The organism is Nonomuraea sp. NPDC049625 (assembly GCF_040675285.1).
GTDB lineage: Bacteria > Actinomycetota > Actinomycetes > Streptosporangiales > Streptosporangiaceae > Nonomuraea > Nonomuraea angiospora_A.
In genome coordinates this window covers 1,163,648-1,176,008 of sequence record NZ_JBFAOQ010000002.1, presented here as the reverse complement: position 1 = coordinate 1,176,008, position 12,361 = coordinate 1,163,648, and the positions used below count along the sequence as shown (strand labels likewise).

Annotated in this window: 12 protein-coding genes; 7 read left to right on the top strand and 5 right to left on the bottom strand. The window is 70.6% G+C overall.

The window, feature by feature from the left end; translation table 11 throughout:
• Positions 1 to 73: 73 nt before the first annotated feature.
• Positions 74 to 448, top strand: a complete 375-nt coding sequence (locus AB0J87_RS12830) for a DoxX family protein (RefSeq protein ID WP_363964789.1) — start codon at positions 74 to 76, stop codon at positions 446 to 448.
• 110 nt (positions 449 to 558) lie between these two features.
• On the opposite strand, the gene AB0J87_RS12825 is transcribed toward AB0J87_RS12830, so the two are convergent.
• The 3 genes from AB0J87_RS12825 to AB0J87_RS12815 are packed head-to-tail and all read right to left on the bottom strand — an operon-like array spanning position 559 to position 4,016.
• Complete coding sequence (locus AB0J87_RS12825) at positions 559 to 1,773, bottom strand: FAD-dependent monooxygenase (protein WP_363964788.1); 1,215 nt, start codon at positions 1,771 to 1,773, stop codon at positions 559 to 561.
• A 51-nt stretch (positions 1,774 to 1,824) separates the two neighbouring features.
• Positions 1,825 to 2,892: a glycoside hydrolase family 76 protein gene (locus AB0J87_RS12820; RefSeq protein WP_363965064.1), complete on the bottom strand. Its 1,068-nt coding sequence runs from the start codon at positions 2,890 to 2,892 to the stop codon at positions 1,825 to 1,827.
• Positions 2,893 to 2,915: 23 nt separating this feature from the next.
• Entirely contained in the window at positions 2,916 to 4,016 is a 1,101-nt protein-coding gene (locus tag AB0J87_RS12815) for a substrate-binding domain-containing protein (RefSeq protein ID WP_363964786.1), read from the bottom strand.
• Between the two features lie 133 nt (positions 4,017 to 4,149).
• Between AB0J87_RS12815 and AB0J87_RS12810 the strand changes: the two genes are divergently transcribed.
• The 6 genes from AB0J87_RS12810 to AB0J87_RS12785 all read left to right on the top strand — a co-directional run bounded on the left by AB0J87_RS12810 (position 4,150) and on the right by AB0J87_RS12785 (position 11,605).
• Positions 4,150 to 5,412, top strand: coding sequence for a glycoside hydrolase family 125 protein (locus AB0J87_RS12810; protein ID WP_363964784.1), 1,263 nt, complete (start codon positions 4,150 to 4,152; stop codon positions 5,410 to 5,412).
• Entirely contained in the window at positions 5,409 to 6,347 is a 939-nt protein-coding gene (locus tag AB0J87_RS12805; RefSeq protein ID WP_363964782.1) for a sugar ABC transporter permease, read from the top strand. The genes AB0J87_RS12810 and AB0J87_RS12805 overlap by 4 nt, the downstream gene beginning before the upstream one ends.
• Positions 6,344 to 7,210: a carbohydrate ABC transporter permease gene (locus AB0J87_RS12800; RefSeq protein ID WP_363964781.1), complete on the top strand. Its 867-nt coding sequence runs from the start codon at positions 6,344 to 6,346 to the stop codon at positions 7,208 to 7,210. Before AB0J87_RS12805 ends, AB0J87_RS12800 begins: the two co-directional genes overlap by 4 nt.
• A gap of 30 nt (positions 7,211 to 7,240) precedes the next feature.
• The gene (locus tag AB0J87_RS12795) at positions 7,241 to 8,515 is read left to right on the top strand and encodes an ABC transporter substrate-binding protein (protein WP_363964780.1); all 1,275 of its coding nucleotides are present in this window, start codon (positions 7,241 to 7,243) and stop codon (positions 8,513 to 8,515) included.
• A complete protein-coding gene (locus AB0J87_RS12790; protein WP_363964778.1) occupies positions 8,512 to 10,395 on the top strand; it encodes a glycoside hydrolase family 76 protein in 1,884 nt (627 codons plus the stop codon). The genes AB0J87_RS12795 and AB0J87_RS12790 overlap by 4 nt, the downstream gene beginning before the upstream one ends.
• 133 nt (positions 10,396 to 10,528) lie before the next feature.
• Positions 10,529 to 11,605 (top strand): serine hydrolase domain-containing protein, encoded by a 1,077-nt coding sequence (locus AB0J87_RS12785; RefSeq protein ID WP_363964776.1) that lies wholly within the window; start codon positions 10,529 to 10,531, stop codon positions 11,603 to 11,605.
• Here AB0J87_RS12785 and AB0J87_RS12780 read toward each other — a convergent pair.
• On the bottom strand, positions 11,598 to 12,134 hold the full coding sequence (locus AB0J87_RS12780; protein ID WP_355195318.1) for a carboxymuconolactone decarboxylase family protein: 537 nt from the start codon (positions 12,132 to 12,134) through the stop codon (positions 11,598 to 11,600). The two genes, AB0J87_RS12785 and AB0J87_RS12780, sit on opposite strands and share 8 nt — an antisense overlap.
• Positions 12,131 to 12,343: a copper ion binding protein gene (locus tag AB0J87_RS12775; protein WP_355195316.1), complete on the bottom strand. Its 213-nt coding sequence runs from the start codon at positions 12,341 to 12,343 to the stop codon at positions 12,131 to 12,133. Before AB0J87_RS12775 ends, AB0J87_RS12780 begins: the two co-directional genes overlap by 4 nt.
• Positions 12,344 to 12,361: the final 18 nt, after the last annotated feature.

Below are 12,361 nucleotides of genomic sequence, written 5' to 3'. Positions count from 1 at the left end.
AAGTCACATGAGCACGTTGTCACTCCCCGGGGCGCTGCCCCGTCCGTGAGGCGATCGACCTGCCGTCGTCCTCATGGAGAAGGAGACCTTCGTGTTCGCCGCCTACCTCGTCATCACCCTCCTCGCCTCGGCGATCATCGGCCTGGCCGCCGTCGCCAACCTCATCGGCCACGACTACCCGAAGCGCCAGGCGGACATCATGCGCGTCCCCCGGTCCTGGACGCTCCCGTTGGGGCTGCTGCTGGGGGCGGGCGCGGTGGGGCTGCCGGCCGGGTTCGTCGTGCCGGCGCTGGGCACGCTCGCCGCCGCCGGCCTCGTGCTGTACTTCCTCGGGGCGTTCGCCGCCCACCTGCGGGCCCGCGACTATCACTTCGGCGCGTGGGCCGTGTTCTTCTCGCTGGCGGTGGCCGCTCTGGCCGTGAACCTGGCCTACCACGGGCTCGGGTGACCACGCTGAGCCGCTGGACGCCGGGCAGAGTGGCCAACCGCCCGTCGTAGAGCTCCTGGAAGGCGAGTAACGGGCCACTCCTGGCTGCGGCGTGCCGTCCTCGTTACGGGCTACTCCTGGTTCGGCCGGCGGCTCGCGAGCCGGGCCAGGACTTTCGCCAGGAGCCCGCCACCGGCCGCCGCCCGCTCGGAGGCGCGGACGGCGGCGAAGCCGAGCTCGGTCATCTTGCGCTCGTAGCCACCCACCGCCTCGACCAGCGGCCCGCCCGCGCCGACGGCGCGGCACAGGAGGGCGGCGTCCAGGAGCGCGCAGTTGGCCCCCGAGCCCTGGGCCGGGCTCATCGCGTGTACGGCGTCACCGAGCAGGGTGACGTTGTCCGGCCCCCACGGTTTGAGCGGGACCGAGCTCCTGACCGGGACGTAGAAGGTCTGGTCGGCCCGGGCGGAGGCGACCAGCTCGACGAGGTCGGGGTGCCAGCCGGCGACGTGTCCGGCGGCCAGCTCGTGCAGGTGGGCGCCGTCGGCGGCGGCCAGCTCGCGGTCGGTGCCGGGGAGCGCCGCGGCGGGCACGGCGAGCGCCCACATCACGTAGTCACCGGCCCAGTCCAGCCGCAGGCCGGGCCAGAGCCGCGCCGCCGCCTCGGCGGGGTTCTCGCGGGGCCGTACCAGGCCGAGCGCCAGTCCGGCACGGGCCGACCTGACCGACATGAAGCCCTCCGCCAGCGCGGGCGGCAGCAGCCCCGCCACCCGGTCGTCGAGGGTCGTCCGGCCGTAGAGGCAGCGAACCCCGAGGTCCTTGACCCGGGCCTGGGGCAGGCGCTGGCCGCGTACGCGCGAGCCGATGCCGTCGGCGCCGACCAGCAGATCGCCCGCGGCGGTCGAGCCGTCGGCGAAGAAGGCGCGCACCCGCCCGCCGTCCTGCTGTTCGTAGCGGACGAACTCGGCACCGAAGCGAACCTCGTCGAGCCCGGCGAGCAGGATCGTGCGCAGCGTCATCCGGTCCACCGCGGCGTTGAACGTCTCCGGGGCCTCGCCGGACGCGCCGTCGCCGAAGCGGACGGCATGCAGCTCGCGCAGGTGCTCGTCGACGATCGTGACCCGCCTGCTCGGCTGCCCGGACATGGCGGTGAAGAGCTCGTAGAGACGCGGCGGCAGGCACTCGCTCAGCGCGCGGGCGGCCCTGGAGTCGAGGTGGATGCGGTAGCCCTGCGGCCGGTGGCCGACGGAGGGATCGCGTTCGTGGACCGTCACGGCGACCCCCGCCGCCTTGAGTCCCTGAGCCAGGCACAGGCCGCCCAGACCCGCCCCGATGACCACGACCTGCATGGCGCACTCCCCTCAGCGGCGAGCCGGCTCGGACGCGAAACCGGGTCAATGCTAGGCGGTGCGGTCAGGATGGACGCGCGGCGACGTCAGCGCGGCGCACACCTCCGTGGCCATGGCCGCGCTGAGCTGGGCCGACAGGGGGACCTTCGTCCGGGGCGGGCGGTCCCACTGCTCGCTCGCGAGGACGAGGCCGTCACGGCCGCACGACCGCCACAGGTGTTCGGTGCTGCCCAGCACGAAGGCCCTGACCTCGGGCACCTCGGCGACCTCGACGAGCTCGCGGGCGTAGCGGTAATAGATGCCCTTGAACAGTCCCTCGTCGCCGCCCTCCCCCTCGGCGGCGAACACGCCGTCCACGCCCAGCTCGGCGATGGCCGTCCGCGCGGTCCGGGCAGCGCGGGAGAGGTAGAGGTCAGGCTCCTTACCGAGGCCGAGGCCGAGGCCAAGGGCGCGGGCGAGCTCGACGCACGCGCCGACGTACAGACCCTGGTTGTACGTGAAGCGCCAGTCCTCGTCGACCGCGTGGTCCTCCTGGCGGTTGACGCCGTCGTGCACGAACCCGTCCGGCCGTACGAGCGTGCGCTCCAGCCAGTCCATGACGAGCCGCGCCTGCTCCAGGTAGCGCCGCTCGCCCGTGTGCCGGTGCAGCCGCGCCGAGAGGATGACGAACGGGGCGTTGGCCGGGGTGTTCTTGTAGTACGGCTGGGAGACGCGCCACGCGATGCCGCCGCCCTCGTGGTCGTTCCAGCCCTGGTCGAGGACATGCTGCCAGAGCTCGACGGCCTCGCCGTACAGCTCGCTCTCCCCGGTCGCCTCGGCCAGGCGCAGGGTCGCCAGGGCGAGCCAGAGCATGTCGTCGAAGTAGTCGTTGAACAGCTCTCCCCCGTTGCGCCGCAGGATCCCGTCGTGGATGTGCCTGGCCTGCTCCAGACGTGCCGGGTCCGAGGTCCGCAGGTACGCGTCGATCCGGACGTCGATGGCGTGGGCGAGCCACCAGTAGTTGAAGACGTCGTTGTCACCGGGCTCCAGCGGATGCCAGTTGTTGAAAAGCTGCTCCCCGGGGGCGGCGAAATAGTGGTCGATGCTGCGCTGGGCCAGGTCGGCGCGGTGGTTCCACACGTCGGTCAAGGATTCTCCGTTCATCAAACGGGCTCGACGATGGTGAAGGGCACGATGGATCGGGCGGGGACGGGCTCGCCGCGCGTCTGGGCGAGCAGCAGGTCCACCGCGCGCCTGCCCATCTCGCGCTGGTCCTGCCGTACGTGGAGGAAGGCAGGGCCCGCGACGGGGTCGAGCGGCGAGTCGAAGCACGCGATGACCGGGCCGTCGATCGCCCGGTCCAGCACCCGCGCCAGGTTGTACTCGCAGACCACGAACGCGGTGACCTGGGGTTCGCGGGCCTGGAAGGCGCGGATCCGGTCGATGTCGGCCCGCACGTTCTCCGGGGTGAAGGCGCCGGGCAGGGTGCTGGACAGCTCGGTCAGATGATGCTGATGGTCGAGCGGCACGCCGCGGGCGGCGCAGGCGGCGCGGAAGCCCTCCAGCCGCTCCTCGATGCTGGAGGTGTTCTCCGGCGGGGGCGAGGCGAAGGCGACGTGCCGGTGCCCCTGGTCGAGCAGGCGCTCGGTCAGCGCGCGGGCGGCGGCCGCGTTGTCCGTGTGCACGGCGCACACCTGGATCCCGGCCAGGTAGCGGTCGACGAGGACCAGCGGGTGGCCGTCGAGGATGGTCCGCAGCAGGCCGGCGTTGTAGTACTCGCCGTGGACGGGGAACACGATCAGGCCGTCGGCCAGCCCCGAGTCCACCATCGACTCGATCGCCTTCTCCTCCTCTTCCTGGCTGCCGCGGGTGCGCTTGATCACCAGGGGGATGCCCCGCTCGGCGCAGCGCTCCTCCACCGCGCACAGCAGTTCCAGCCCGTACGCCTCCGACGCGTCCGGATAGATCATCACGATGGCCCCGGGGACGCGCTCCCCCTCGGCGGGGCGCGCGGCGGGGGTCAGCCGGTCGAGGTCGGGAAGGTCCGTGGCCACGAACGAGCCCTTGCCGCGGATCCGATGGACGACGCCGGCCTCCCGGAGGAGTTCGAGCGCCTTCTTGGAGGTGATGCGGCTGACCTTGAACCGCTCGGCGAGCTCCATCTCCGAGGGCACGCGGTCGCCCGGGGCCAGGGCGCCTCGCCTGACCTCGTCCAGCAGGTAGTCGACGATCCGCTCGTACAGCAGCGGGCCTCTCTCAGCCACTCTTCCCCTCGCCATTCAGTTGGTATGTCAACCCATCCAGATATATATCATCTTATATCTCGATGTTTCAGACATATTGACTTATGACAACTTGATTCTTACGTTTCCCTCAAGCGATGTCGAAGGGAACCGTGTGAAAGCCGTACATGATCTCGCCGACAAGGTCGAGCCCAGGCTCGCCCGGCGTCACCCCGAGGCCGCCGCGATGTTCCGGCAGTGCCTGCTCAACACGCTGGAGAGCACGGTCAAGCCGCTGCCGGACGGGACGACGTTCGTGCTCACCGGCGACATCCCGGCGATGTGGCTGCGCGACTCCGCGGCCCAGGTCGAGCCGTACGTGCGGCACGCGGCCTCCGACGACGAGGTCCGCCGCATGGTGCGCGGGGTGATCCACCGGCAGGCCAGGTACGTCGCGATCGACCCGTACGCCAACGCGTTCAACGAGAGCCCCGACGGCCAGGGCCACCACGACGACGTGCCGCGCGCGGGGCCGTGGGTCTGGGAGCGCAAGTGGGAGCTGGACTCCCTGTGCCATCCGATCCGGCTGCTGCACCTCTACTGGGAGGCGACCGGCGACGTCTCGGTGTTCGACGAGTCCGTGTACCGCATGCTGGTCACCGTCGTCGGCACGATGCGCGCCGAGCAGCGGCCAGAGCGCTCGCCGTACCGCTTCGTCCGGCCGGATCCGGGGCTGCCCACCGACACGCTGGTCAACGAGGGGAGCGGCCCGGCCTGCGGATACACGGGCATGGTCCGCTCCGCATTCCGGCCAAGCGACGACGCGTGCACGTACGGCTTCCTCGTCCCGGCCAACATGTTCGCCGTCGTCGTGCTGGGCCAGCTGGCGAAGTTCGCGCGGGAGATCTACGCGGACGCCGGCCTGGCCGACGACGCCGTACGGCTGCGTGGGGAGATCGACGAAGGCATCCGGCGGCACGCCGTCGTCCGCCACCCCGTCCACGGCGAGATCTACGCCTACGAGAGCGACGGCCTCGGCAACCACCTGCTGATGGACGACGCCAACATCCCCAGCCTGCTCTCCATCCCCTACCTGGGATACCGGCCGGCGTCCGACCCGACGTACCGCAACACGCGCGCCTTCGTGCTCGGCCCCGGCAACCCGCACTACGCCGAGGGCAGGTACGCGCGGGGCGTGGGCAGCCCGCATACCAAGTCCGGACATGTCTGGCCGTTATCGCTGATCATGCAGGGCCTGACGTCCACCGACGCGTCGGAACGGGACGAGCTGCTGGCCGTGCTCGCGGCCACGACGGCCGGCACCGGATACGTCCACGAGAGCTTCGACCCCGACGACCCCGGCGTCTTCACCCGCCCCTGGTTCGGCTGGGCCAACAGCCTGTTCGCGCAGTTCGCCATGGAGGTGGCACAGACATGACCCAGACGCTCGCCGGCCGGTCCGCGGCCGGCCGCGCATCCCCGGGCCGCGCCCGGCCCGGGGACTCCCTGCTGAGCCGGCACCAGGCGCGGGCCGGGGCGCTGTTCGCCGCGCCGCCGATGGTGCTGTTCCTCGTCTTCACCGTGCTGCCCGTCATCGGCACCCTCGGCCTCAGCTTCACCTCGTACGACGTGCTGACCCCGCCGACGTGGGCCGGCCTCGCGAACTACGCCAGGCTGCTGAAGGACGCCACCTTCGCCCTCACGCTGAAGAACATCCTGCTGTACTGCGCGATGTTCGTGCCCGCGATGATCGCCGTCTCGCTGCTGCTCGCGGTGGCGCTCAACAGCAGGCTCCCGGCGATGGGCGTCTTCCGCACCGTCTTCTACATCCCCGTGGTCACCTCCCCCGTGGCCGCCGCGACCGTGTGGACCTGGATGCTCAACAGCCACTACGGGCCGGTCAACGAGATCCTCGGCTTCCTGGGCATCCCCGGCCCGGCGTGGGTGGGCGACAGCAGCACCGCCATGCTCTCCATCGTGCTGGTCACCCTGTGGCAGGGGGTCGGCTCCAACATGCTGATCTACCTCGCCGGGCTGCAGAACATCCCCGGCCACCTGTACGAGGCCGCCGCCCTGGACGGGGCGGGCCGCTGGGCGGCGTTCGCCCACATCACGTGGCCGCAGCTGCGCACCACGACGATGTTCGTCACGACGCTGTCGCTGATCGGCGCGTTCCAGCTCTTCGACCAGGCGTACGTGATGACCAAGGGCGGTCCGGGCAACTCGACCCTGACGCCCGTCTACCAGATCTACGAGACCGGCTTCAACCGGCTGCACATGGGCTACGCCTCGGCTCAGGCGTTCACGCTCTTCCTCGTCATCGTGGCGGTCACCGTGCTCAACATGCGGCTCAACCGGAGCGACGAGACATGATCCGGACGATCAGAATCACCCTGTTCTACGCCGTGCTCACCGTCGTCGGGCTGTTCATGCTGCTGCCGTTCCTGTGGTCGCTGAGCACGTCGCTCAAGCCGGACGACGAGATCATCTCCCTGCCCATCACGTGGCTGCCCGGCACGATCACCTTCGAGCACTACGGGGCGGCGTTCACCACCGTCCCCTTCGCCCGGCACTTCGCCAACTCGCTGCTGCTCGCCGTGGCCGGCGTCGCCACCAACCTGCTGCTCGGGTCGCTGGCCGGCTACGCGTTCGCGCGGCTGCCGTTCCGCGGCAGCCGGGTGCTGTTCCGGCTGCTGCTCGCGTCGATGATGGTGCCGTCCGTGGTGACCCTGGTGCCGTCGTTCCTCATCGTCAAGAACTTCCCGCTGGCCGGGGGCAACGATCTCGCCGGCCAGGGCGGCTTCGGCCTGCTCAACACGTACTGGGCGGTCATCCTGCCGGGGGCCGTCGGGGCCTTCGCGGTGTTCATGATGCGGCAGTTCTTCCTCGCGCTGCCCAGGGAGCTGGGCGAGGCCGCCCGCGTCGACGGCTGCCCCGAGTTCCGCATCTTCTGGCGGATCTATCTGCCGCTGTGCCGTCCCGCCCTGGCCACCCTGGCGGTCTTCACCTTCGTGGCGGGGTGGAACGGCTTCCTGTGGCCGCTGATCGTGCTCAACGACCCGGACATGAGCACGATCCAGATGAGCCTGGCCGCCTTCTCCTTCAACCGGCAGACCGACTACGGGCCGCTCATGGCCGGATCGATCGTCGCCATGCTGCCCACTCTGCTGCTGTTCGCCTTCGGGCAGCGCTACCTGACTCGCGGCCTGGCCTTCACCGGCTCCGGCCTCCAGTGACACCCCCTCCCAGAAAGGAGCGCGCCGCCGATGCACTCGACCCTGGTCAAGCGGCTGGCCGCCACCGCCCTCGCCGTACTCTTGACGATCACGACCGGCTGCGCCTCGTCCGACGCCCCCTCCTCCTCCGCGGGAGGGGTGGTGCGGCTGAAGTTCTGGGGCGACTGGTCGGGCGAGGGCGAACAGCAGTTCAAGACCATGACCGCCGCCTTCAACAAGACGCACCCCAAGATCCAGGTCGAGTACGTCGTCCAGGAGGACATGCTCACCAAGTTCCTCACCGCCTCGACCTCCGGCCAGGCCCCCGACGTCATGTTCTGGGACCGCTGGCGGACGGCGAGCTACGCGCCGAAGGGCGTCCTCACCCCGATCGACGACCTGCTGAAGAAGGACGGCATCGAGCGGGAGCGTTTCTACGGCGAGGCGCTGCGCGAGCTCACCCACGGCGGCAAGCTGTACGGGCTGCCGCTCACGGTCGACGCGCGGGCCCTGTTCTACAACAAGGCCCACCTGAAGGAGGCCGGGGTCGAGCCGCCGCGCACCTGGGCCGAGCTGGAGCAGGCGGCGGTCAAGCTGACCAGGCGCGAGGGCGGCAAGCTCGTGCGCGCCGGCCTGTCGATGGACGACACCGGCCTGTTCAGCATGTACCTGCGCCAGGCCGGCGGCCAGATGGTCAGCGACGACTGCTCGCGCACGACCTTCAACGGCCCGCAGGGCCTGCAGGTCCTCGACCTGTGGAGCCGCCTGATCAAGGCGGGCGTCTACCAGAGCGGCTTCGAGAAGGGGCTCGGCGAGGGCACCGACGCGTTCGCGACCGGCAAGGTCTCCATGATCCTGACGGGTCCCTGGAACATCACCACGTACCAGAAGTACGGCAAGGACCTCGACTTCGGCATCGTGCCGCCGCCGGCCGGGCCGCAGGGCGGCAGCGCCAGCCTCATGGGCGGCTTCGGCCTGGTGATCCCGCAGGCGGCCAAGCACAAGGACGCGGCCTGGGAGTTCGTCAAGTGGTGGACGGCCGAGAAGGACAACGCGCTGCTGTGGGCCAGGACGAGCCTGAACATCCCCGGCAACGTGCAGGCGGCGCAGGATCCCTTCTTCTCCGGCGACCCGTTCTGGAAGCCGATCCTGGACACGCTGCAGTACGCCAAGATCCGCCCCGCCTGCGCGGGCTACGCGCCGATGGAGGAGGAGTCCCTCATCCCCAACCTCCAGCTCCTCATGGAGGGCAAGACCACCGCCCAGCAGGCCCTGGCCAAGGCCCAGGAGCAGGGTGACCGGGTGCTGACGGAGAACAACCAATGAGAGCGCGCGCGGCGGCCGCCGGCCTCGTGCTGACAGCGGCCCTCACCCTCGCCCCCGCTCCCGCGCACGCCACCGTGCCCGCCGACGCCGACGCGGCGATGTCGGCCTTCGTCTCCGCCTTCTGGGATCCGGCGAAGAAGTACTTCTACACCAACAGCGACCACCAGATCCATGCCGAGCACGCCCACGGCCCGGAAGGCGGCCTGTACACCGACTTCTGGTGGGAGGCCCAGCTGTGGGAGCTGGTGATGGACGCCTACCAGCGCACCGGCGGCGCCGCCTACCGGCAGCTGATCGACGACGTGTACGCCGGTTTCGTCGCCTACTACCCCACTTTCGCCAACGACTTCAACGACGACCTGGGCTGGTGGGCCCTGGCGTGCGCGCGGGCGTACGAGATCACGCGTGACGCGACGTACCTGAACCGGTCGCGTGCCCTGTTCGACCAGATCTGGGCCGAGCAGGACACCACGTTCGGCGGCGGCATCTGGTGGCGCAGGAGCGTGCACACCCAGAAGAACGTGGCCACCAACGCCCCGGCCGTGATCACCGCCGCCAAGCTGTACGCCGCGACCGGCGACGCCGCCTACCTGACGCGGGCGCAGAGCCTGTTCGCCTGGATCAAGGCCGATCTTCAGCAGTCCGGGCACGTCTACGACCACATCGAGGGCTCGGGCACCCTCGTGAAATGGGACTTCAGCTACAACTTCGGCACCTACATCAGTGCCGCCGCCGCGCTCCACGCCGCGACCGGCACCGCCTCCTACCTGACCGACGCCCGCGCGGCGGCGGACTGGGCCACGACCTACCTCACCAACGGCGGCACCATGATGCACGAGGGCTCCGACGACGCCGGGGGCTTCAAATCGCTGCTGTTCCGCTCGCTCAACACCCTCGTCACCGAGCACGGCCAGACCCAGTACCTGCCCTTCCTCCAGCGCAACGCCACCCAGGCCTGGCGCCACCGCCGCACCGGCGACGGCCTCGCCGGCCCCGACTGGTCCGCGCCCGCCCCCGCCACGTACCTCCAGAGCCTCACCGCGGCCGCCGCCGTCAGCGCGCTGCAGCTCGTCCAGCACGACGGCAACACCGGGCTCCAGCCGGAGAACGGCCGGTACGAGGCCGAGAACGCGCTGTCGTCGGGCATCGGCGCGGAGAGCACCCAGCCCGGCTTCAGCGGCCGGGGCTACCTCGCCGGCTGGAACGCCTCCGGCCAGACCCTGACCTTCCACGTCAACGTGCCGTCCGCCGGGGCGCACGAGCTGCGCTTCCGGTACGCCGCCGGCGCCGGGGACGCCTCCCGCCGGATCATCGTCAACGGCGCCCAGTCCGACCAGTCGTTCCCGTCCACCGGCGGCTGGGGCACCTGGAACACCGCCGTGCTCAACGGCGTCACGCTGGCCCGGGGTCACAACGCCATCCGGGTCGAGCTGGGTTCGGGCAACTACCTCAACCTCGACCGCCTCGACGTCTCCGCCCAGCTCCAGGCCGAGTCGGGCACCCTGCACGGGGTCGGCACCGAGTCCACCAACCCGGGCTTCACCGGCACCGGTTACGTGGCCGGCTGGAACGCCGACGGCCAGTGGGTGGACCTGCGGCCCGACGTCAGCCGGGCCGGCACGTACGAGCTCACCTTCCGCTACGCGGCCGCCGCGGGCGACGCCGTCCGCCACGTCTTCGTCAACGGCGCCGGAGCCGTGGACGCCCTCCGCTTCCCCTCCACGGGCTCGTGGAGCACGTGGAACACGGTGACCGTGCCGAACGTCGCGCTCCAGGAGGGGGCCAACACCGTCTCCGTCATCTTCAACGCGTCCAAGGGCAGCGCGAACTGGCTCAACCTCGACGAGCTGACCCTCCGCTACGTCAGCGGCCCTTCGTGAGCCCGGGGATCGGAGAGGGCTTTCAAGCAACTCATGTTGACTAAGGCCGGATTAGTCAACTAGCGTTGCTTGTCGCCGCCGGCGCCTCTGCCCGGTGGATGACCACGCCCTTTCCGACCTCCATGGAGGCTCCATGTCCATGCTCCGTACCGGCCTGCTCGTCGCCGCTCTGACCGCGACGGCCACCACGATGACGATCCCCGCCGCCGCGGCCGACCGGGGCCACGCCAAGCTCCAGCGCGCGCTCGACCGGGCCGTGGCCGACGGCGGCGGCCCCGGCATCGTCGCCGAGCTCAGGGACGGCGACGCGGCACCGTGGTTCGGGACGGCGGGGGTGGCCGACCTGGAGACCGGACGCCACCGCCGGCCGGGCGAGCACTTCCGCATCGGCAGCTTCACCAAGGCGTTCGTGGGCACGGTGGTCCTGCAGGTGGCGGCCGACGGCAAGCTGAGCCTGGACGACACAGTGGCGAAATGGCTGCCCGGCGTGGTGGAGGAACACCTCGGCGGGGACGGCACCAAGATCAGGATCAGGCAGTTGCTCAACCACACCAGCGGGCTCCCCGACGCCGTCCCCGGCCAGGAGACCCCGCGCCCCGAGGAGCCCGGCAAGCGCTTCATCTACTCCAAGGTCAACTACAACCTCGCGGGGCTGATCGTCGAGCGGGCGACGGGTTCGACCATCGCCGACGAGATCGACCGCCGCATCGCCCGCCCGCTGCACCTGACGGGCACGTACCTGCCCGGCGCCGACAACACGATCCGCGACCCGCACGCCCGCCACTACTCGAAGTTCGACGAGGCCGGCCGGCCCACGGAGGTCCACGACGTGACCCACGCGGACCTGAGCTGGGCCGGGGCCGCCGGCGGGATGGTCTCGACCACCTCCGACCTGCACCGGTTCCTGCGGGCCCTGCTGCGCGGCCGCCTGCTCGCGCCCGCGCAGCAGAAGGAGATGTTCACCACCGTCTCGACGGAGGGCGCGGACTGGGTCCCGAACACCAGGTACGGCCTCGGCGTCTACTCCCAGAAGCTCCCGTGCGGGGTCACGCTCTGGGGCGGGGGCGGCTTCATCCAGGGCTCGGTGACGTACGCGATGGGCGACCGCGAGGGCACCCACACGCTGGTCGCCAACCTGAACGGCGACTGGAACGACTTCTTGACGACGTTCGCCACGCTCTTCGAGACCCGCTTCTGCCCGCTCACGTAGCCTTCTCGGCCGGCTTCAGGCCGGCCAGCAGGTTGAAGGAGCCGGTGAGCAGGTTGAGGGCGACCAGGCCGGGGATCTCCGCGATGATCCGCTCGCTCCAGCCATGAGCCCTCAGCTCGGCCACGTCCTCGTCCGTCAGCGACGACGGCTCGGCCAGCACGCGGGTGGCCACCGCGATGAGCGCCGCCTCCCGGGCGTCGGTGGAGGTGCCCTGGCGGGCGAGGGCGATGTCCGTCTCGCTCAGCCCCGCCGCCCGGGCGCCCGCCGCGTGCGCGTCGAGGCAGAGCCCGCAGCCGATCCACTCCTGCAGGGCGAGCGAGATCTTCTCGCTGAGGGCGCGGGGCAGCTTGCTGCGCTTCATGGCCCGCGACAGGTCAAGGTAGCCCTGGAGCATCGCCGGCGAGTGCGCCATGGTGGAGATCATCTCACCGGCCGAGCCTGTGCGGCCGATGATGTCGTTCAGCAACTCCCGGGACTTCTCCGGGGCTTCGGCGGGGTCGAGCGCACCCAGCCTGGGCGCCGCGTTCATGACCGGCTCGCCACCTCGTAGCCCGCTTCCTCGACCGCGGCCACGATGTCCGCCGCCTCCACGGGGCTGTCGCTCTCCACGGTCAGCAGTCCGCTCGCCAGGTCAACCTCCACCGAAGTGACCCCGGACACCTCACCGACCTCCTCCTTCACCGAACTCACGCAGTGCCCGCAGGTCATGCCCGTGACGGTGTAGGTAGCGGTAGCCATATCGATCAACCCTCTCCA